This is a genomic window from Microbacterium sp. Z10_103 (assembly GCF_058310455.1).
This window is the reverse complement of the sequence record NZ_JBZEGK010000001.1, coordinates 3,359,007-3,379,985: the sequence shown is the minus strand read 5'-3', so window position 1 is coordinate 3,379,985 and position 20,979 is coordinate 3,359,007. Positions and strand designations below refer to the sequence as shown.

Genomic DNA, 20,979 nt, shown 5'->3' with positions numbered 1-20,979 from the left:
CGCCACAAAACGTCCGGTTTCCGCCCAGAACGCGACGTTTTGTGGCGAGTCGACGGGGTCAGCGGCGGCCGGCGAGCTGGCGTCCGACGATCTCGCGCATGATCTCGTTCGTTCCGCCGTAGATCCGGTGCACTCGGGCGTCGAGGTACGCGCGGGCGATCGGGTATTCGGTGATGTAGCCGTATCCGCCGTGCAGCTGCACGCACGTGTCGAGCACCTCGCCCTCGCGCTCGGTCGTCCAGAACTTCACCTTCGCGGCTTCCTCGGGCGTGAGCTTGCCCTCGCCGTAGAGCGCGATGGCCCGGTCGACATACGCCCACAGGACATCGACCGTGGTCGCGACATCCGCGAGCCGGAAGCGCGTGTTCTGGAAGTCGATGACGGGTGTCCCGAACGCCTCACGGCTCTTCACGTATTCGAGGGTCCATCCGAGGCCAGCTTCGGAGGCCGCCGCGGCGGCGACACCGATCGACAGCCGCTCCAGCGGCAGGTTGCGCATCAGCTGAATGAAGCCGTGCCCCTCCTGACCGCCGATGAGGTTCTCCTCGGGAACGAACACGTCGCTGAATGACAGCTCTGCGGTGTCGTGGCCCTGGAAGCCCATCTTGTGGAGCTTCTTGCCGTGCTCGAAGCCCGCCATGCCGTTCTCGATCAGCAGCAGGCTGAACGCATCCGGCCGGTTGCCCTCCCCGGTCTTCACGAAGGTGACGATGAGGTCTGCCGTTTTACCCGAGGAGATGAACGTCTTGGCGCCGTTGACGAGGTATCCGCCTTCGACCTTCTTCGCCGTCGTGGTCACGCCGCGGAGGTCGCTACCGGTGCCGGGCTCGGTCATGGCGAGAGCGCCGATGACCTCTCCGGTGGCCATTCCCGGCAGCCACTTCTGCTGCTGCTGGGGCGTGCCGAAGTGGGCGAGATACGGCACGGCGAGGTCATCCTGGATGCCGAAGGCTCCGGCGAGCGATCCGGCGCCCGCCTTGAGGATCTCCTCCATGACGATCGTGCGGAACCGGTAGTCCTGCAGCATCCCCGCCCCGCCGAACTCCTCGGGCACCGACAGGCCGATGAGCCCGGACTGCCCGGCGGCGAGCATCGTCGCTCGATCGATCTCGCCTTCGGCGTCCCAGCGCTCGCGCGCTTCGTTGCTGACGTAACGCTTGACGAATTCCCGGACGACGTCGCGAAACGCCTCGTGGTCTTCGTCGTAGATGTCGCGGTCCATGCCGACTCCCTCTGCTTCGAGTGGATGCTGTGGGCCACGGCCGATCGACCGTGTAGCGCGAGCGAGTCTAGGCGAGCGGGCTGTCGCTCGCGTGTTCGCTGTCCGGAACCGCATCCCACGGCTCGTGACACCGGGTGCCGCATTGGAGGTTGGCGCCAGCCCGTGCCGCCGAGTGCACGGCATCCTGCCGAACGCACGCCCTGTCCACGTCGGTAGTCCGTGCGCTGGGCAAGAGGTCGTGCCGTCGGGGAGCTACTCGGCGTACCCGGGTGCGGGAGGCAGCCCGAAGAACTCCTCCAGCGTCGTCCAGCCGCCGTCGTGGTAGGCGCGCGCCAACTCGGGTCCGATGTAGCGGAGATGCCACGGCTCGGGCGCGTACCCGGTGACGTCGGTGCGCCCTTCGGTGTAGCGGACGATCCAGCCGTACTCCCAGGCGTGCTCGGCCAGCCATGCGCCCTGCGGCGACGCGGCGAGGTCGTCGATCGTCGCGCAGGATTCGGCGCAGGGCACCACGTCCACTGTGAGGCCCGATTGGTGTTCGCTGTACCCGGGACGAGCGCTCACGAGGTCGGCGCCCTCCACCCCACGGTCCGCGACATGCCCGGCGTAGGTGGACCGCTGCGTCGTGAACGAGCGGTACCCGCTCTCCAGTGCGACCTCGCCGGCACCGGCATCCGCCGCCGCGCGTACGAGCGCCGTCAGCGCACCTGCCGCGTCCTGCCGCAGGTCGCTTCCCACGAGGCTCCGGACCGCCTCGGGCTGCACCAGCGGCGCGGGCACGGCATCCATCGGCGCATACGGCCGCTGCTTGTTCACCACCACCCAGACGCGTGCGGAATCGTCGAGGCGGATGCAGGGAGCCGTTCCCGCCGCGACGGCCGCGCGGAACGCCTCCGGGCCGCCGGTCGCGGCAATGGTCGCCGCGTCATCCCCGGCCGCCAGCGCCGCGGTGAGCGCGGGGTCCTCGCACAGCGTTCCCGCATCGGCGACTCCCGTCGACTGCTCGGGCGTGGGCAGACCCTCGGGCGGAAGGGCGAGGATGCGGGCGCTCACCTCCTCCGCGGGAGTCGGCGCGGGCGCGGGCGCGGCGGTCGCACTCACCTCGGGCGACGTGGCCGAGGCCGTCAGCGGCGGCGCAGTCAGGGCGGGCGCCGTCAGCGCCGCCGCCGTCGCCACCGACGCCCCGGCGACCAGGATCATGGCTCCGGCCGCTGCCACCGCCATCCGCTTTCCGATGCCCGCACGGCGCGCATGGCGTGCGATCGGAGCGGGCGCCGCCTCGGCAGCACGCAGCGCCGCCTCGCGCAGCGCGCGACGCGTGAGGATGTGCGGGTCGGGTTCCGTCACGCGTCCATTCTCCCCTGCGAGGAGTCCTGCGCCAGCCGAGCGCCGTGTCGTTCGAAACTATGGGCAGCCTGTCTTGACAGAGATTCGTATCTCTGTTCCCATGGATGCATGCGATGGCAGGGGCAGCAGTTGGGCGTGGACGACCCCTCCGCTCTCCCCGGGATGGAACGGATGGACGGCCTCGTCCGCTCCGTGACCACCCCCGAGTTCGCCGGAATGACGTTTCACGAAGTGCTCTGCAAGTCCGCGCTGAACCGGGTTCCCGGAGCATCCGCCATGCCCTTCGACTGGACCGTGAACCCGTACCGGGGATGCAGTCACGCCTGCACATACTGCTTCGCCCGGGGGACGCACGAGTATCTCGACCTCGATGCCGGCAGCGATTTCGATTCGCAGATCGTCGTGAAGGTCAACGTCGCCGACGTGCTCCGCACCGAGCTTCGCCGCGGTTCGTGGTCGCGTGAACCCGTGATGCTCGGGACGAACACCGACCCGTATCAGCGCGCCGAGGGGCGATACCGACTCATGCCGCAGATCGCATCGGCCCTGACCGAGTCGGGTACACCCTTCTCGATCCTGACGAAGGGAACACTGCTGCGGCGCGACTTGCCGCTGCTGAGGGATGCAGCAGCATCCGTCAGGGTGTCACTGGCGATGTCGATCGCGGTGTTCGACGACGTGCTGCAGAAGGCGATCGAGCCCGGAACTCCGAGCGCTCAAGCGCGTCTCGACACCGTCCGAGCGGCCACGGAGGCGGGCTTCCGCGTCACGGTGTTCCTCATGCCGATCCTTCCCCACCTCACCGACTCGGTCGCTGCACTCGACGACGCTCTCCGCCGCATCCGCGAAGCCGGAGCCGCGCGCGTCGTCTACGGGGCGATGCACCTGCGCCCGGGGGTGAAGCCCTGGTTCTTCACGTGGCTCGAGCGGGAGCATCCCGAGCTAATCTCCTCGTACCGTGGCCTCTACCCCGGGGTGGCGACGCAGGCGCCCAAGGCGTACCGCACCTGGCTCGCCAAGCGCGTGCGTCCGCTCCTGCGGATGCACGGCCTCGACGGGCGGGATGAAGACGACCACCCCCGCGGTCGTCCCGTGCCCGGGCTCGCCGACCGGACGCTGGCGCCCGGCGCGTCCGATCCCGGCGCACTGCGCGGACTCGGACCCGTTCGGACGACACGGCCGCGGGTGGCGCCGGCGAGCGAGCCGACCCTGTTCTGACGCCGGGCCGCGCGGAAACGGCGAAACCGCACCCTGCCGACGACCCAGCGACATGATGTCGCTGTCTCGTCGGCCGGATGCGGTCTCGCGGAGTGGCTGCTCCGATCAGGCGGGGGTGTCGCCGGCCCGGGCGGGGGCGGCGGGCTCCTCGTCGACGAGCTCGGGCTCCTCAGCGGCGGCCTCGGGCTCCTCAGCGGCGGCCTCGGTCACCTCAGCGGCGGCCTCGGGCTCCTCGTCGGCGAGCTCGGTCACCTCAGCGGCGAGCTCCGGCTCTTCAGCGGCGAGCTCGGGCTCTACAGCGGCGGCCTCGGTCACCTCAGCGGCGGCCTCGGGCTCCACAGCGGCGAGCTCGGGCTCTTCAGCGGCCTCGGGCTCTACAGCGGCGGCCTCGGTCGCCGCAGGCTCGGCCAGCTGGCGCGGCGCCTGCACGGCAGGTTCGGCCACCTCGGCCGAGATGCCGAGACGGATGTCCTCGAGGAGATCGTCGCCGACGCGCACGTCGTCGAAAGGCGCCTGAATCTCCGCACGCTGCAGCATCTCGGTCATGCGCCGGCGGCGCTGGCGCGGGATGAGCGTCACGACGGTGCCTGCGCGCCCCGCGCGACCGGTACGGCCCGAGCGGTGCAGGTACGTCTTGTACTCGTCGGGGGCGTCGGCCTGGATCACCAGGTCGATGTCGTCGACGTGGATGCCGCGGGCTGCGACATCCGTCGCCACCAGGACGTTGACGCGTCCCGACGTGAGCCGCTCGAGGTTGCGCGTGCGCTTGGCCTGGTTGAGGTCTCCGTGCAGCGCGACGGCCGAAATGCCGGCGTCGTCGAACTGCTCGGCGAGCATCTCGGCGTAGGCGCGCGTCCGGGCGAAGACCAGGGTCTTGCCGTCGCGGTCGACGAGCGCGGTGAGGATCTCGGCCTTGTCGCGGTGGTCGATGACGAGGATGCGGTGGTCGATGGTGCTCGACTCCTGCGTCTCGCCGGCGACCTCGTACACCGCGGGATCCACGAGGAACTCGTCCACGAGCGCTGCGACCTCACGGTCGAGCGTCGCCGAGAACATCAGCTTCTGGGCACCGTCCTGCACGAGGCGCAGGATGCGCTGAATCGGCTCGAGGAATCCGAGCTCGCTCATGTGGTCGGCCTCGTCGAGCACGACCATGCGCACGTCGGAGAGGTCGAGCTTGCCCTGGCGGATGAGGTCTTCAATACGGCCCGGGGTTCCGATGATGATGTCGACACCCTTGCGGAGCGCACCCACCTGGCGCGCCTGGGGCACGCCGCCGTAGATCTGCGTCGTGAACAGGCCGACGCTGCGAGCGATGGGCTGGATGGTGCGGTCGATCTGCAGGGCGAGCTCGCGCGTCGGAGCGAGGATGAGCGCCTGCGGCAGGCGAGCGAAGGCACGCTTCTGACCGGCCTGCGAGCGAAGAAGGCTCTCGACCAGGGGCGCACCGAAGGCGATCGTCTTGCCCGAGCCCGTACGCCCACGTGCGAGCACGTCACGGCCTTCGAGGATCGGGGCGACCGTTGCGGCCTGGATCGGGAACGGAGTGGCCGCACCGAGGTCGGCGAGCGTGCGGACGATGTTGTCGCCCAGTCCGAGGCTCGTGAACGTCACATCCGAGGTCTCCTGCGTCTGGACGGCCTCGGCCTGCAGCTTCTCGTGCACGACATCGACGTGCTGCTCGTGTGCCTTCGACGCCGTCTCCGACTTCCAGTCCGAGCGGTTCGGTCCGGCGTCGCGGCGAGGGCGGTCGGAGAAGTCGCGACGCGGGCGGTCGTCGAACGAACGAGCCGGGCGGTCGCTGAACGAACGAGCGGGGCGGTCGCTGAAGGTGCGCGCCGGGCGTTCGCCGGAGTCGCGACGCGGGCGGTCGTCGAACGAGCGGGCGGGCCGGTCACTGGACGGGCGGGCCGGACGGTCATCGAACGAACGAGCCGGGCGGTCGCTGAAGGTGCGCGCCGGGCGGTCGCCGGAGTCGCGGCGCGGGCGGTCATCGAACGACCGAGCGGGACGGTCATCCCGACGCGGGCGGTCATCGAACGAACGGGCCGGACGGTCATCCCGAGCCGGACGGTCGCCGAACGAACGAGCCGGACGGTCGCTGAACGAACGAGCCGGGCGGTCGCCGGAGTCACGACGCGGGCGGTCATCGAATGACCGAGCCGGACGGTCATCGCGGGCCGGGCGGTCATCCCGAGCCGGACGGTCACCGAACGAGCGGGCGGGACGGTCATCCCGACGCGGGCGGTCATCGAACGAACGGGCCGGACGGTCATCCCGAGCGGGACGGTCGCTGAAGGTACGGGCCGGACGGTCGCTGAAGGGACGCGCCGGACGGTCGTCGTACGAGCGTGCGGGGCGGTCATCGTAGGAACGCGCCGGACGCGCGTCATCAGAGGCACGACGCGGGCGGTCGGTGGACCGGATGGCGCGGGACTCGTCACGGCCGGCGCGCTCCTGTGCGGTCCAGCGGCGCTTGGGCTCGGCCGTCGCTCCGGCCTCAGCGGCACGGTAGCCACGGTGGGTCGGGCTCTTGCTCCCCGGCTTGGATGCGGCGGGACGCGCATCGTCGGTGCGACGCTTGCGGTCCTGGTATGCCGGCTTGTCGCCGTAGCGGGGCTCGAAGTTGGAGGCGGCGCGACCGCCGGCAGGCTTCTTGTTTTTAGGCATGGGGAAACTTCCTGGGTTGTATTCGCGCAAACAGCACGCGCCGTGCACGCAGCACGGCACAAACCCGGACATCCGTCGGCCGGGGCCATTAACTCTGATGATCGTCGGAGCGGATTCGCTCCTCCCATCGGCCCCTTGGACTCACAAACCCATCCGCGCACAGCGCAGTGCCCAAAGCCGACCTTCATACGCTAGCGCACACACCTGGGAACCCGCCCGATGCGCCGCCTCCTCCGCGCGTCGCGGGCTCTAGCCTGGGCGCATGGCCTTCCTCCCCGTGGACCCGACCGGACGGCGCTTTCGCCTCGCGGAGCAGAATGCGACCGCTGAGATCTCTCAGGTCGGCGCGGCGTTGCGCGCTCTGACCGTGGACGGCGTCGAGCTTGTGCCGCGTTACCCCGACGACATCCCCACGCCCACGGCCTCCGGCGTCGTTCTGGTGCCCTGGCCCAATCGTGTGCGCGACGGCCGCTGGACACAGCGCGGCATCACTCGCCAGCTCTCCCTCAGCGAGCCCGCGCTGGGGAACGCCAGTCACGGCCTCCTCCGGTTCGCGCCGTACAGACCCGAGGAAGAGGCGCCCGATCGTGTCACACTGCGGGCGGACATCTTCCCGCAGACCGGATACCCCTTCGCCCTGCAGACACGTGTCACCTACACCCTGGCCGGCGACGGGATCTCGGTACGGCATGAGGTGCGCAACGCGGGTGCCGAGGATGCCCCGGTCGCCATAGGCGCGCATCCGTTCGTCTTCATCGGCACGGCGGACACCGCCGACCTCGTCCTCGAGTCCTCGGGAACGACCCGCGTACTGGTCGACGAGCGGAAGCTCCCGATCGGAGAGGCCCCCCTGGATGCGACGACCGACCTCCGCGATGGCCGGCGCCTCGGCGACCTCGACCTGGACACCGCATACCGCGACCTTGCACGCGACGACCGGGGACACGCGCGCTCCACGCTCACCGCTCCGGACGGCACCTCGCTCACCCTGTGGCAGGGGGAAGGCTTCGACTGGACCCAGGTCTTCACGACAGACCGCTTTCCCGGGCACCCGCTCGCCGTCGCGATCGAGCCGATGACGGCCCCCGCGGATGCGCTGAACTCGGGGGCGGGCCTTCGCTGGCTCGCTCCGGGAGAGTCCTGGACCCTCGAGTGGGGGGTCTCTCGAACCCTCTGAGAGCTCTCCCACGCCCTGAATGAGAAACTTCTCACGCCACGCCGAGGTAAATTCTCGGTGTCGGCGGTGCTCTGACCTACTTTCTTATGCCTTCCGGGGGATACCATGGCGGAGACGGCATGCCGTCACGCTGGGGGCGAGAAATGGATCTTCCGGCGTTCGCTGACCGACGAGCGACGGGGGCTTGGGGAGCTCGAGTGTCAGGGAACGCCCCGTCCGTCGTGGGTGGAGACCCGAGAATGAGCATTGTCCTACCCGTTACCCGAACGGTGCTGGTTGCATCGCCGCGCGTCGTCCTGGCGCGCATGACGACGATGCACCTCGCGCTAGGGGTGCTTGTCGTGCTCGTGGGCGGGATCCTGCTGTCGATCACCACCACCACCGATCCGCTGTGGTGGCACCTCCACTTCAGCAGGCTCGGCACCTTCCGCGACACTTCCGGTTCCCTCTTCAACGGCACCCTGATCGTCGCCGGGTTCCTCGTCGCGATCTTCGCGAATCACGTGCGGCGGGACCTGTCCCGCCTCGGGCGCGCTGCTGGGCGCCGCGGGTCGGGCGTTGCGGCGCAGGCGTTCCTCACCACGATCGGCGTGAACCTCACTCTGGTGGGCTTCGTACCCCTCAACCTCAACCGAACGATTCACGACAACGTCGCCGGCACCATGGTGCTCGGCTTTGCGGCGCTGCTGGTCACTTCTCCGGTTCTCCTGCACCGGATGCCGCGACGGCTGCTGGCGACGACCGGTGTCACGTTCGCGTTCCTCTTCGCGTCGGCATGGCTGTTCGTCGGCGGCGACATCAACCTGGCGCTGTTCGAGGTCCTCGCCTTCAGCGCGATGTTCGCGTGGTCCGGCGTCTTCACCCACTGCATCGCGCTGCGCGCGAAACAGCCCGTCAGCTCTCCGACGCCTCCGGCCGCGACCGCCGCAGCGACCGCCGTGTCGTACCACTCGACCCTTCGGACCGGCTCCCACCTGGCTCCTCGCCGGCGAGTGCGCTCGAGCCGGCTCGCTCCTGCCGCCGCTCCCGTCGCCGCCGCGCCCGCTCGGCCCGCCGCTCGGTATCGGCGACCAGCCGTTCGGGTCGCCTCTCCTGCCGGCCCTCGACCAGGTTATACAGCGTCGGCAGGACGAGCAGTGTCAGGACGGTCGATGACACCAGACCGCCGATCACCACAATTGCGAGCGGCTGCGAGATAAACCCGCCGTGGCCCGTGATCCCCAGGGCCATCGGAGTCAGCGCGAAGATCGTGGCCAGCGCCGTCATCAGGATCGGGCGGAGTCGCCGTGAGCCACCCGCCACGGTTGCGTCGTGAGCGCTCAGCCCTTGCACCCGATACTGATTGACCAGGTCGACGAGTACGATCGCGTTCGTCACCACGATGCCGATCAGCATCAGCACCCCGATCAGTGACGCCACGCCCAGCGGAACCCCGGTGGCGATCTGCAGCAGAATGGCGCCGGTCGCCGCGAACGGCACCGAGACGAGAAGCAGGAGCGGCTGGCGGAGCGACTTGAAGGTCGCCACCATCACGATGTAGACGATCAGGATGGCGGCCAGCATCGCCAGCCCCAGCTGCGAGAACGCATCGGTCTGGTCGGCAAGGACGCCGCCGATCTCCGCGCCCGCACCGCTGGGCAGATCGGCGTCTTCCAGGGCAGCGGTGACGGATGCTGACGCAGCGTTGAGGTCGTCGGTCGCCGGGGTGACCGTGACCGTCGCTGTGCGGAGTCCGCGTTCTGTCGTGATGGAGGTCGGGCCCTCGCTCTCCGCCACCGTCGCGATCGAATCCAGCCGCACCGGTCCGGTAGCCGAGGGCACCTCGAGGGCGCGCAACTCGTCCAGGGTCGCCGGAGGATCGGATGCGGCGAGGTACACGGTCAGCGATGTGCCGTCGATCTCCACCGCGCCGATCTGGCGCGGCTGCATGGTGGACGAGACGAGCCCGCCGACCGCCACTTCCGACAGCCCGAGCTCGGCCGCGGCATCCCGATCGACGGTCACGGCGACGTACGGCAGCGACGCCGCGAGGTTGCTGGTGACCTGGCCGATACCGGAACGGCCGTCGAGCTCCGCGACGACGGCGTCGGCGGCCTCCTGCAGCGTCTGCCCGTCCGGCGCGGTCACATCGATCGCGATGTCGGAGGACCCGAAGCCGCCACCGGCCGCGGCCACGGTCACCGTCCCCACGTCCTCCAGGTCGGCGACGGCTTCCTGCACCAACTCCCGCACGACGACCTGGTCGGCGTCGGGATCGGTGGTGACCGAGTAGGTCACCCCGCTGCCGCCTCCGGAGAAGGCATCGCGCAGCGCCGAGCCGCTGGAACCGATCGACACCTGCACCGTCTCGATGCCCACCACGTCCTGAAGGGCTTCCTCGACACGCTGCGCGGCGGCGTCCTCGGCCTCCAGGCTGGCCGCGGGACCGAGGTCCTGTGTCACCGTGAAGGTGTTCTGACCCGAGTCGCCGAGGAAGTTCGTCTTCATGAACGGGGCGGCAGCGCCCGTGCCCGCAAGAACGAGAAGGGCCAGCCCGAGGGTCGCCCACGAGTGGCGCAGCGTCCAGTTGAGGACCGGCAGATACGCCTTCTGCAGCCGGCTGGGCGGCGCCTCCGGCGATTCCGGGTCCACCGTGCGTCCCTCGGCATCCTGGAGGGGCTTTCCCGGGCGCAAGAACCAGTACGCCAGCACCGGCACGATGGTCAGCGCGACCAACAGTGAGGCCGTCATGGCGATCGTCACGGTGAGGGCGAAGGGGCGGAAGAGCTCGCCGGTGACATCGCCGACGAAGGCGATGGGGAGGAAGACCGCGACGGTGGTGATCGTCGACGCGGTGATCGCGGCGGCCACTTCGCGCACGGCGCGGAGGATCGAGCCCAGCTTGTCGGCCTCGCCGACATAGTGCCTCTTGATGTTCTCGATCACGACGATCGAGTCGTCCACGACGCGACCGATCGCGATGGTCAGGGCGCCGAGGGTCAGGATGTTCAGGGAGTACCCGAACGCCTGGATGCCGACGAAGGTGATGAGGACGCTCGTCGGGATGGAGATGGCCGTGACGAGAGTCGAGCGCACCGACAGCAGGAACAGCAGGATGATGAGGACAGCGAAGGCGAGGCCGAGGAGGCCCTCCTGCGCGAGAGCCTCGATGGACTGCTGGATGTAGGGCGCCTGGTCGAAGACGACCGTGAAGGACGCGCCCTCCAGCGACGCTTCGAGATCGGGCAGCGCCGCGAGCACGCCGCGCGAGACATCCACCGTGTTGGCGGCGGGCAGCTTGGTGACCGCGATGGTCAACGCCGGCTCGCCATCGACGCGGGAGATGCTCGACACCGGGTCGGAGTCCTCCACGACCGTCGCGACGTCACCGATCGTGGTGACCCCGGCACGGAACTGCGCGGCATCGGACGGCACCAGCGGAAGCGCGGCGACGTCCTCGACGGAGGTGAGCTTGGCGCCGGTCTGCACCGTGAGGCTCTGGTCGCCCTGCGTGATGTCGCCGCCGGGGAACAGGACACCGTTCTGGTCGAGGGCGTCGGAGATGGCCTCTTGCGAGTACCCGCGCTCGGCCAGCCGGGCGGGGTCGGGCGTGATCGTGACACGCTGGCCGAGGCCACCCACGATCTGGGCCGCGTTGACGCCATCGACGTCCTCGAGGTCGGGGATGACCGTCGACTCGAGCGTGGCCTGAGCGTTCTCGGCGTCGTCGAAACCCGTGACCGCGATCTGGATGACGGGGAAGTCGTCGATGCTCGCCGAGATGACGTTCGGTTCCACCGATTCGGGCAGCTCACTGCTGACGCGGTTGATGGCCTGCGTGATCTTCTGCTCGGCGGTCGCCAGATCCGTGCCGTACGTGAAGGATGCGGAGATGATCGACGCGTTCGTCGTGCTCGTTGCCGTCGTGGCCTCGAGTCCAGGCACGCCCTGAATCGCTGTCTCGATCGGCGTCGACACGTCGTTCTCCACGACCTCGGGCGAGGCGCCCGGGTAGGTCGTGACCACGGCCAGCTGCGGGAACTCGATCGAAGGAATGAGCTCCTGCTTGAGGTTCACCAGCGCGAGTCCGCCGAACACCGCCGCGACGATCGTGACAAGGGCGATGAGCGCCCGGTTCTTCAAACTCAGAACGGCGAGGTTCGACACAGGGGTCCTTCGGGAGGATCGTCAGCGACCGATATCAGCGCGTATCGGGGCCTCAGTATCCCATGTGAGACTTCACGTTCTCCTCAGACCAGGAGGGCGCCGGCCCCCAATCCCAGCAGCGCGCACAGGACCGATCCGGCGAAGGTTCCCACCGCGTATCCGACCGCGGCGCGAGGACGGCGCTCCTCGGCCAGGAGCACCGTCGATACGGCGACCGCGCTGAAGGTGGTGTACCCGCCCAGCAACCCGGTTCCGAACACCCACAGCCCTGCCGCATCCACCAGCCCGGCTGACAGCAGACCCAGCGCGAAGGCCCCGGAGAGGTTCACGGCAAGGATTCCCCACGGCACGCGCGCCCCCGCGAACCGTTGCACCGCGAGGTCCAGCAGATAGCGCAGCCCCGCCCCCGCACCCCCGGCAAGGGCGACCCCGACGAACAGCAGCGGCGTCATGCCGGTGCCCGCCGGCGGGCCAGGGCGAGGCCCGCCCACGCCGCCGCTGTGCCTGCCACCACGGTGCCGATACCCCACGCCAGATTCGCCACATCCGCGGAGTCGATCGCCAGAGCGCTGTACGTCGTGAAGCCTCCCAGCACACCCGCCCCCAGAAAGAGCTGCGCCGCACGCCGTCGCGGTGAGAGCTCGGAGCGGGAGAGCACCCCCAGCACGATCCCGAGGGCGAAGGCGCCGACGACGTTCACCGCCGGCACGAATGCGGGTCCGAGCGAGCTGCCGACGGCCAAGGTCAGACCCGCGCGCGCGGACGTACCGAGCGCCCCGCCGAGGACGACGAGACCAAGGTGGGCCCACGAGAACACATCGACACCCTAGTGCAGGGCGCTCATTCCCCCAGGATGAGGCGTCGGATCGCAGCGTCGTGCGACCCGTCCAGGTCCATGAGTCTGCCGCGCCGGTACAGCGAGAACACCCGGGGATCGATGTAGCTGCTGCGTGCCACCGACGGCGTATTCCCGAGTTTCTCCGCCGTCGCCCGCACCGCCAGCAGCTCGGCACGCTTGAGGTCGCTCTTCGTGTCCACCGTCCCGATCCGCGCGAGCGTCTCGGCGGCGAGGATCGTGCCGCGGAGCGTGCGGAAGTCCTTCGCGGTGAACGATCCGCCGGTGAGAGCCCGCACATACGCGTTGACGTCGCCCGGGGTCAGGGGCACCCGTCGGCGCCCCCGCTGATAGGCGAGCAAGTGCGCTCGTGGCCGCCCGGCCCCGAGTTCGGCGACGGCGGCCGCGAGATCCTCGTCATCGAGTTCCAGGAAGGCCCGCTTACCGCTCTTCGCCGGAAACGACAGCGTCACGTGGATGCCCTCGACCTCGGCATCCCGCCGCAGCAACGTGGTCAGGCCGCGGCTGCCGTTGCTCGCGAAGTACCGGGCCGAGCCGACGCGGGGTGCGACCTGGTCGAGCAGGCGGAACGCGACCGCCAGGACGCGTTCGCGGTCGAGCGCTTCACGCCGGATCGACTGCGTGACGCGGCGCCGTGCGCGCGGCAACGCCTCGGCAAGCGCGAGCGCCCGGGCGTACTTGCCCTTGTCACGGCGCTTGGACCACTCGCCGTGGTAGAGGTACTGCTTGCGTCCGGCCTCATCCATGCCCACGGCCTGGATGTGCCCCTGGGGCTCGCGCGAGATCCACACCTCCCGCCAGGCTGGCGGGATCACCAGGGCGTGCGCCCGCTCCGCGTCCTCGGCCGGAGCCGAAAGACCGGTGTGGTCGACGTAGCGGAATCCACTGCCCGAGCGGACGCGCCGATATCCCGGGTCCTCGTACGGGCGGACCCGGATGAGCCGCGCCACCGTCAGTGCGTGCGGAGCATCGAGACGAGCTCCGCCTTCTTCTTGCCCGCGGAGCCGCGCCGCCCGAGCTCCTCGTAAGGGTCGGGGTCCTTCAGGTTCGATCCACGTCCACCGGGCATGAGGACTCCTCTGTGCATGCTCCGACGCTACGATTCGCGCAAATCCCTCGGGACGGGGTTGACAGTGACTCCTCTGATCCGCGTATGCACGACCCGCGTCCGGGCGAGTAGCACCCGTTTTCGTCGACCGTCAACCCCTACTCTCCGCGAAGGTCGGTAGGGCAAGGTGGGGGGGCGTCGTCTGCGGCGCCCGGCACTCTGCCATCACGGAGAACGCCGGCTCAGAGAAGGAGTAGACCTCGACCATGAACATCGCCCTCCTCATTATCATCGTCATCGCCATCATCCTGGCCATCGTGGGTGGACTGAACGCCGCCCTGAACTGGCTGCTGTGGGTCGCGCTGATCGTCGGCGTGATCGCCCTCATCGCCTTCCTGTTCCGGGTGATCAGCGGGCGCAAGAGCGTATAACGCCCCACGGATGCCACGTCCCTCACTCGAAGGACGTGGCATCCGTCTGTGTGCCGGCTGTCATAGCTGCGCCTCGGCGTACGCCCGGAGTGCCTCGCGGACGAACTCCGCGCCCGCGGTGCCTCCCGCGCTCGTCGCGTAGTTGCGGCCGAACCGGGGATCGGCGACGTACATCTCTCCGAGGCCCAGCACATACCCCTTCAGGTCGCCTCCCGGCTGAGCGGCCGGTGTTCCGGGTATGCCGGTGAGCCAGGCCACGTGCCGGGCCGCGAGTTCCTGCGCCTCCCGGCCGGCCGGGTCGCTCCCGCGCTCCGCCGCCGCTATCCAGTCGCGGCCGAGCTGAGCCACGCTGGCCGACCAGTCCGCTTTCTCCTCGGCGGATCGTCCGCGCCACCACGCATCGCTGCGCTCGTACGCGTCCGCGCCCCAGCGTCGGGTGACCTCATCACGATGCTGCGTGTGGTCGAAGCCGTCGAACATCTCCTCTGCCATCAATCGTTCACCTCCTCTCCGTTTCTCCAAGGTCTTCTCGACCGCGGCAATCTGCCGCGACAGGCGGTCCTGCTCCTCGCGGAGGAGCGCGAGATGCGTCGCCAGGGCGGACTCCTCCGCCCTTCCGCGCTCGAGCACGTCTGCGATCTGCGAGAGACCGAGGCCGAGCTCGCGCAGCAGGAGAACGCGCTGCAGGCGGACCAGCGCATCCTCGTCGTAATAGCGGTAGCCGTTCTGCGCGACGCGGGTCGGCGCCAGGAGGCCGACGTCGCCGTAATGGCGCAGCGTCCGGCTCGTCGTACCGGTGAGCTTCGCGATCTGCTGGATGGACCATTCCATCGGCTGCCTCCCGTCACGACGAGCGTACGAGTTGACGCAACGTCAAGGTCAAGCGGGAGTTCGCTGGGATTGGCGCGACCCCCCTTGACGCACTCGCGATATATCGTGTTGAGTGGCGAACGCGATATATCGCGACCCACCTCACCCTCTGGAGTTCTCATGACCCTCGAGAAGTGGCTCGTCCACCCAGGCGAGACCCGAGTCATCGACATCGAGTCCGTGCGCAAGCTCAAGGTCGGCCTCGTCGGCGGCCAGATCGACGTCGTCGCCCACGACGAACCCGGCGCCCGGATCGAAGTGCACTCGGTCACCGTGAAAGACCTGCGCATCGAGGTGACCGGCGACAGCCTCGAGATCGACCACCCGCAGTTGCGCTGGGACAACTTCCTCGAAGTGTTCCGCAACTTCGGCGGCGGCGGGCCGAAGGCCGAGATCTCCGTCGCGGTCCCCCGCGATGTCGCGCTCACCCTGGGTGTCGTCAGCGCGAGCGCCCTGGTCGCCGGGCTCCGCAGCGACGCCCGGCTCAATACCGTCTCCGGCGACATCATCGTCGACGGCCTCACCGGAGACCTGAACGTCAACGCGGTCTCGGGCGATGTTCAGATCCGCCAGCTGGACGGAGCCTTGAGCGCCAACAGCGTCTCGGGCGACATCGCCGCGACGGGGGCTGTGCGCAAGGCATCCATCGACACCGTGTCCGGCTCCATGCTCGTGGACTCCCACGGCCCCGTCCACTCCATCGGTTTGAACACCGTGAGCGGAACCACCACGATCCGCCTGGATGACCAGCTCGCCGCCAACTACGCCGTTCGCACCGTCAGCGGACGGGTCACCATCGACGGCCAGACGCGCTCCGGGTCCGGGCCGACCAACTACTCGGGGTCCACCGGCGAACTGAGCGGCACCTTTGTCGATGTGCGCAGCCACTCCGTCTCCGGGAACGTCACGGTGCTCCGCCGCGGCGCCTCCGGCGTCCGCCAGGGCGACCTCGAGGCCGAGGCGGAGTGGTGATGTCTCCCGTCTTCTCCCACGGCGATCTCCGCCTGTACCTGCTGAGCCTCCTCGACGAATCGCCTCGGCACGGGTACGACCTCATGCAGGCTCTGTCCGACCGCACGGGCGGGACCTACACGCCCTCTGCCGGCACCGTCTATCCCCGGCTCGCCAAACTCGAGGAGGAGGGCCTTGTCTCCAAGAGGGTCGACGGGCGCAAGACCGTCTACGAGATCACCGATGCCGGCCGCGCCGAGGTGGCCGGCCGTGCCGGGGACCTCTCCGGTATCGAGGCGGGCCTGGCCGACAGCGTCCGGCTGATTGCGGACGAAGTGCGCGGCAGCGTGCGCGACGCCATGCGGAGCCTGCGAGCCGACCTGGCAGCTGCGGCGAACGACGAGCGCAGAAGTGCTCCGCGCGCGCACTCCGACGACTCCCGCGTGCTCAGCCGTGAGCAGCTGCACCGGGCGGACGCCGTCGTGAACGACTTCCGCGCGCGTGTCCGCTCCGACCTGCGGTCGCACGTCGCGCGCGGCGGGGTGCTCGCGGATTCGGTCGTCGACACGCTCGAGAACACGCTGGACGAGGCATCCCGCGATCTCACACGGGCCCTCCGCGGGTGATCAGGTCCAGACGATCTCTTGGTCGTCGGGAACCGCCTCGCCGAGCGGGATGACCAGGACCGGACGATGCTGACGGTGGGTCAGGCGGGCTGCGACCGACCCGGTGAAGAACTCGCGCACCGATTCACCGAACCCGCGCTTGCGCGTGCCCACGACGAGCAGCTTCGCGTCGATCCTCTCGGCGAGGTGCTTCATCGCGAGCGCGGGGTCGCCGACGAGCTGATGCACGCTCCAGGGCACCGGGCAATCGACGAGAGCGGACTCGGCCGCCGCGCGCACCTTCGCGAGCTCAGCGTCACCACCGCCGATATCGAGATCGATCGGGGCGGAGTGGACGAACCCGTCGGGGTCTTCGAAGGTCACGAACCGGGTGACGTCCACGTGCACGATCGCCAGCGGAACCGACAGCAGCCGGGCGTAGCGGGCGGCTTCGATGACCACACGCGCCGATTGCCCGGGCACCGCCCCTGCGATCACCGCTCCGTGCGGCGCGTCCGCCGCGGCCGCCGCCCGGGCCTCCGGGATTGGGGATGCTTCGTCCGCCATCGCTCATGCCTCCTGTCCGGCCTGGCCCACGGGGAGGGGCACCAGAGCACCGTGATATCCTGAATGCTACTCTTGCCGGTCGATCCGGATCCGTGAATGCGTCGGGCCGAGAACGGCCCGCGTTGCCGAACATGAGGGGGTCTCGCATGGGGCGTGGCCGTCAAAAGGCGAAGCACACCAAAATCGCCCGTGAGCTCAAGTACGACACGTACTCCGTGAACCTCGCCGCCCTCGAACGCGAACTCGGGCACGCTCCCAGCGAGGCCGAGTACGAAGACAAGTGGGCGGACGAGCACGAGGAAAAACTCGAAGACGAAAAGGCCTGACACCCGGCACCTGCCAGGTGACAAGCGACGGCCGGCGGCAGTTCTCGCAACTGCCGCCGGCCGCTTTCGTGCGCGCTCAGGCCATCCGTCTCCGGCGCAGGATGGCGTAGCCGCCGACCGCGAGGAACGCGGCGCCGATGCCGGCGAGAAGCCACGGCACGGTTCCGCCGGTTCCGGCGAGCGGGCCGTTGATCCCGCCGGCCACGGCAGCCGGCGACGGCGATGATGAGGGCTCTGCGGCGGCCGGGTCGGCCGTCACCGTGATCGGCGCGCTGAGGGCGACGCCGGTCTGCCGCCCCGCGACGGTCACCGTGTGCGCGCCCGCCTCTTCGGGAGCAGTGACGACGAAGCTGACACTCCCGTTCCGCACATCGCGCTGCCCGAGGTCCACGGGGTCGGATGCCAGCGTGCCGATGGCCTGCCAGTCGGCGTCGAGACCCTCGACGGTCACCGTGAACGACCCGCCGGGCGCGACCTCCGCCACGTCGGTGGTGATCGTCGCGTCGGCGCTGAGGGCGTGAAGGTCCTCGTGCAACCCCAGCGCCCGTGAAGCCGTGAAGAACAGGTCGGTCTGGTCCGTGAGTCCCACGACGTTCGCGGCGCCCGGGCCGTAACCGGCGACGCGCACTTGCGCACCCGTGTGCTGCTGGGATCCCCCGGCCGCCGAGGTGCCGTACGCCACGATCATCGGCTGGCCGTCCGAGGTCAGCAGGTGGGTGTTCAGCCCGGGGATCGGCGATCCGACGATCTGGCTGGTGTGCGCGTGATCGGCCGTGACGACGACGAGGGTGTCCTGACGCTCCTGAGCGAACGCCAGGGCGACCTGCACCGCCTCGTCGAGGTCGACCGTCTCCCCGATCTGACCGCACGCATCGGCGCCGTGATCCTGCTTGTCGATGCTCGCGCCCTCGACCTGCAGGAAGAACCCGTCCTCGTTGTCGAGGAGATCGATCGCCTTGCCCGTCAGCGAGGCCAGCGACAGGCCGGTGTCGAGCCGCGCCGGGTTCTCGGTGCAGGCGACCGGAGCGGGAAGGCTGCCGCCGGCAGTGAGGTCGACCGCGTCCGGACCGTCCCACCGCACCGGGAAGTTCCCCTCGGCGAACAATCCCAGAAGCGGCGACTCGGCGTCGGCCTGCGTCACCGCCGCCAGCCCCGCCGCGTCATCGACGAGCTGGTAATCGCGGTCCTCGGCCTGCGCGAAGAGCGTCTCGCCCTCCCACGGTCCGGCCTTCGCGACCTGCGTGAAGCTCGCCGAGCCGCCGCCCAGGGTGACGTCCGGACGCAGGTTCAGCAGCTGCTCGCTGATCGACCCGAGCCCGCCGTTCTCCAGCGCCTCCGAGGCACAGTTGGCCGTCGTCTGCTCCGGTCCGTAGCATCCGCGCGCCGAGATATGGGCGACCTCGGCGCCGGGAGTCGCGTCCTGGATCTCCGCCGTCGAGACGTTCCCGGTCTTCCGGCCGTTGGCTTTCGCGAGCTCGAGCAACGTCGGCTGCGGGACGTTGTCGACGTCGACGCTCAGCCGGCCGTTGACGGTCTTGGTTCCCGTCGACCATGCCGACGCCGTCGAGGCCGACTCGGAGGCGTAGTTCGGGGCGCCGTCCGCTGTCAGCGCCCAGTGGACGTACGACCCGGTCAGGGGCAGGGCGTCGATGCCGGCGAACGTCCCGGCTGCGCCCTCGGCGTAGTTGCGGGCCACCGTGATCTCCGAGTCGCCCATGCCGTCGCCGATCAGGAGGATCACGTTCTTGGCGGGGCCGTCGAGAAGCGCTTCGCGGAGCGCTTGAGTCCGGTCCTCGTCCAAACGGGTGGCGCCGCCGTGCTCGGCCAGCGGAGCGTCCGCCGCTGTGGGGGGCAGCGCTGTGGCGGGCAGCGCTGAGGCGGCGCCCGCCAATGTGAGCAGAAGCACGGATGCGGCACCGACGGACGCGCGGGCGCGCCGGGTGGTGGGGAGAGGTGTCATGGGGGTGTCCTTCGTCGGAACACGCCGTCGGTCGACGGCGCCCCCTCAGCGAAGCCCACGCGGGAGAACGACACGGAAGCGCCGGGTGACGTGCGGGAGAACGGATGCCCCGCATCCGGGCTCAGGACTGCTGGCTGCCCTCGACCCAGGCCAGATACTCGGGGGATACCGTGCCGGTGACGTAACGGCCGTCGAAGCAGCTCATGTCGAGGTCATCCAGGTCGGAACCCTCCAGGATCGCCGCCTTGAGGTCGTCCACCTCCTGGTACACGAGGTAGTCGCATCCCAGCTCTTCGGCGATCTCGGGCACCGTTCGGCCGTGCGCGACGAGCTCCTGCCGAGAGGGCATGTTGATGCCGTACACGTGCGGGTATCGCACCGGGGGCGCGGCCGATGCGAACGTCACGGTCTTGGCGCCGGCATCCCGGGCCATCTGGATGATCTCCTTGGACGTCGTGCCCCGCACGATCGAGTCGTCGATGAGGAGCACGTTCTTGCCCTTGAATTCGCTCGACATCGCGTTGAGCTTCTGGCGGACGCTCTTCTTCCGCACCGCCTGCCCCGGCATGATGAAGGTCCGGCCCACATAGCGGTTCTTGTAGAAGCCCTCGCGGTACTCGAGGCCGAGTTTGCGCGCCACCTGCATGGCGGCGGGCCGTGACGAGTCGGGGATCGGCATGACCACGTCGATCGTTCCGGGCGGGGTGTACTTGGCGATGGTGTCGGCGAGGCGCTCACCCATCCGGAGCCGCGCCTCGTACACCGAGACGCCGTTCATGATGGAGTCGGGGCGGGCCAGGTACACGTACTCGAACGAGCACGGCTTCAGCACGGGGTTCGGCGCGCACTGCCGCGTGTGCAGCGTGCCGTCCAGCGTCACGAAGATCGCCTCGCCGGGGAGCACGTCGCGCACGACCTCGAAGCCGGCGTTCTCCAGGACGAGCGACTCCGATGCCACGACCCACTCGTACCCGCCTTCCTCGGCCTTGCGGGTACCGAGGATGAGCGGGCGGATGCCGAACGGGTCGCGGAAGGCCAGCAGTCCGTACCCGGCGATGAGCGCGATGCTCGCGTACGACCCCTCCACCCGCTCATGCACGCGCGAAACGGCGCGGAACACCTGGTCGGGGTCGAGGTCGGGCTCGATGATCTCGGACTGCAGCTCCGACCCGAGGATGTTCACGAGCAGTTCGGTGTCGGAGCTGGTGTTCAGGTGACGCCGGTCTTTGTGGAACAGCTCATCGGTGAGCTCACGCGTGTTGGTGAGGTTGCCGTTGTGCACCAGGACGATGCCGTACGGGGCGTTCACGTAGAAGGGCTGCGCCTCCTCCTCGCTGGATGCGGTGCCCTTGGTCGCATAGCGGACGTGCCCGAGCCCGATCTCGCCGAGCAGGGTGCGCATGTCGCGTGTGCGGAAGGCTTCCCGCACCATCCCGCGCTGCTTGTTGATATGGAAGACGCCGCTTGCTTCGGCCGTCGCGATGCCCGTGGAATCCTGCCCCCGGTGCTGGAGGAGGAGCAGGGCGTCATAGATCTCCTGGTTGACCGGGCCGCGCCCGACCATGCCGACAATGCCGCACATGGG

18 protein-coding genes and 1 pseudogene are annotated in these 20,979 nt (G+C 69.4%); 7 read left to right on the top strand and 12 right to left on the bottom strand.

Features of this window, described 5'->3' with window-relative positions; genetic code table 11:
* Positions 1–58: 58 nt before the first annotated feature.
* Entirely contained in the window at positions 59–1,222 is a 1,164-nt protein-coding gene (locus tag AC4FS2_RS16405) for an acyl-CoA dehydrogenase family protein (protein ID WP_491177723.1), read from the bottom strand.
* A 252-nt stretch (positions 1,223–1,474) separates the two neighbouring features.
* Positions 1,475–2,569 (bottom strand): M15 family metallopeptidase, encoded by a 1,095-nt coding sequence (locus tag AC4FS2_RS16400; RefSeq protein ID WP_491177721.1) that lies wholly within the window; start codon positions 2,567–2,569, stop codon positions 1,475–1,477.
* Between the two features lie 108 nt (positions 2,570–2,677).
* Here AC4FS2_RS16400 and AC4FS2_RS16395 point away from each other — a divergent pair, with 108 nt between their 5' ends.
* Complete coding sequence (locus AC4FS2_RS16395; RefSeq protein ID WP_491177719.1) at positions 2,678–3,787, top strand: Rv2578c family radical SAM protein; 1,110 nt, start codon at positions 2,678–2,680, stop codon at positions 3,785–3,787.
* A 105-nt stretch (positions 3,788–3,892) separates the two neighbouring features.
* On the opposite strand, the gene AC4FS2_RS16390 is transcribed toward AC4FS2_RS16395, so the two are convergent.
* Entirely contained in the window at positions 3,893–6,457 is a 2,565-nt protein-coding gene (locus tag AC4FS2_RS16390; protein ID WP_491177717.1) for a DEAD/DEAH box helicase, read from the bottom strand.
* Between the two features lie 262 nt (positions 6,458–6,719).
* Here AC4FS2_RS16390 and AC4FS2_RS16385 point away from each other — a divergent pair, with 262 nt between their 5' ends.
* Together AC4FS2_RS16385 and AC4FS2_RS16380 are read left to right on the top strand one after the other, a co-directional pair.
* Positions 6,720–7,634: an aldose 1-epimerase family protein gene (locus AC4FS2_RS16385; RefSeq protein ID WP_491177715.1), complete on the top strand. Its 915-nt coding sequence runs from the start codon at positions 6,720–6,722 to the stop codon at positions 7,632–7,634.
* A gap of 86 nt (positions 7,635–7,720) precedes the next feature.
* Positions 7,721–8,434, top strand: a pseudogene (locus tag AC4FS2_RS16380) (DUF998 domain-containing protein); the annotation flags it as partial.
* Positions 8,435–8,528: 94 nt separating this feature from the next.
* Here AC4FS2_RS16380 and AC4FS2_RS16375 read toward each other — a convergent pair.
* From AC4FS2_RS16375 to AC4FS2_RS16355, 5 genes are all read right to left on the bottom strand, one after another.
* Positions 8,529–11,780: an efflux RND transporter permease subunit gene (locus tag AC4FS2_RS16375; protein ID WP_491177713.1), complete on the bottom strand. Its 3,252-nt coding sequence runs from the start codon at positions 11,778–11,780 to the stop codon at positions 8,529–8,531.
* Between the two features lie 83 nt (positions 11,781–11,863).
* Positions 11,864–12,232 carry a fluoride efflux transporter FluC gene (locus AC4FS2_RS16370; RefSeq protein WP_491177710.1) on the bottom strand — a complete coding sequence of 123 codons (369 nt, stop codon included), beginning with the start codon at positions 12,230–12,232 and terminating at the stop codon, positions 11,864–11,866.
* Positions 12,229–12,597, bottom strand: coding sequence for a fluoride efflux transporter FluC (locus AC4FS2_RS16365; protein ID WP_491177708.1), 369 nt, complete (start codon positions 12,595–12,597; stop codon positions 12,229–12,231). Before AC4FS2_RS16365 ends, AC4FS2_RS16370 begins: the two co-directional genes overlap by 4 nt.
* A 23-nt stretch (positions 12,598–12,620) precedes the next feature.
* Complete coding sequence (locus tag AC4FS2_RS16360) at positions 12,621–13,586, bottom strand: DNA topoisomerase IB (protein WP_491177706.1); 966 nt, start codon at positions 13,584–13,586, stop codon at positions 12,621–12,623.
* 2 nt (positions 13,587–13,588) lie between these two features.
* Positions 13,589–13,723, bottom strand: a complete 135-nt coding sequence (locus AC4FS2_RS16355; protein ID WP_491177704.1) for a hypothetical protein — start codon at positions 13,721–13,723, stop codon at positions 13,589–13,591.
* Positions 13,724–13,950: 227 nt separating this feature from the next.
* On the opposite strand from AC4FS2_RS16355, the gene AC4FS2_RS16350 reads away from it, so the two are divergent.
* Positions 13,951–14,115, top strand: coding sequence for a hypothetical protein (locus tag AC4FS2_RS16350; RefSeq protein ID WP_491155058.1), 165 nt, complete (start codon positions 13,951–13,953; stop codon positions 14,113–14,115).
* 60 nt (positions 14,116–14,175) lie between these two features.
* Here the strand turns inward: AC4FS2_RS16350 and AC4FS2_RS16345 are convergent, their stop codons facing one another.
* Positions 14,176–14,946, bottom strand: a complete 771-nt coding sequence (locus tag AC4FS2_RS16345; RefSeq protein ID WP_491177702.1) for a MerR family transcriptional regulator — start codon at positions 14,944–14,946, stop codon at positions 14,176–14,178.
* A gap of 159 nt (positions 14,947–15,105) precedes the next feature.
* Between AC4FS2_RS16345 and AC4FS2_RS16340 the strand changes: the two genes are divergently transcribed.
* On the top strand, positions 15,106–15,957 hold the full coding sequence (locus tag AC4FS2_RS16340; RefSeq protein WP_491155061.1) for a DUF4097 family beta strand repeat-containing protein: 852 nt from the start codon (positions 15,106–15,108) through the stop codon (positions 15,955–15,957).
* A complete protein-coding gene (locus AC4FS2_RS16335) occupies positions 15,957–16,562 on the top strand; it encodes a PadR family transcriptional regulator (RefSeq protein WP_491177835.1) in 606 nt (201 codons plus the stop codon). The genes AC4FS2_RS16340 and AC4FS2_RS16335 overlap by 1 nt, the downstream gene beginning before the upstream one ends.
* Here AC4FS2_RS16335 and AC4FS2_RS16330 read toward each other — a convergent pair whose 3' ends face one another.
* The gene (locus AC4FS2_RS16330) at positions 16,563–17,108 is read right to left on the bottom strand and encodes a universal stress protein (RefSeq protein ID WP_491155063.1); all 546 of its coding nucleotides are present in this window, start codon (positions 17,106–17,108) and stop codon (positions 16,563–16,565) included.
* Between the two features lie 146 nt (positions 17,109–17,254).
* Here AC4FS2_RS16330 and AC4FS2_RS16325 point away from each other — a divergent pair, with 146 nt between their 5' ends.
* On the top strand, positions 17,255–17,434 hold the full coding sequence (locus AC4FS2_RS16325; protein WP_491155065.1) for a DUF3073 domain-containing protein: 180 nt from the start codon (positions 17,255–17,257) through the stop codon (positions 17,432–17,434).
* Between the two features lie 76 nt (positions 17,435–17,510).
* On the opposite strand, the gene phoA is transcribed toward AC4FS2_RS16325, so the two are convergent.
* On the bottom strand, positions 17,511–19,394 hold the full coding sequence (gene phoA, locus AC4FS2_RS16320) for an alkaline phosphatase (protein ID WP_491177700.1): 1,884 nt from the start codon (positions 19,392–19,394) through the stop codon (positions 17,511–17,513).
* 121 nt (positions 19,395–19,515) lie between these two features.
* Positions 19,516–20,976: an amidophosphoribosyltransferase gene (gene purF, locus AC4FS2_RS16315; protein ID WP_491155069.1), complete on the bottom strand. Its 1,461-nt coding sequence runs from the start codon at positions 20,974–20,976 to the stop codon at positions 19,516–19,518.
* Between the last annotated feature and the right edge of the window lie 3 nt (positions 20,977–20,979).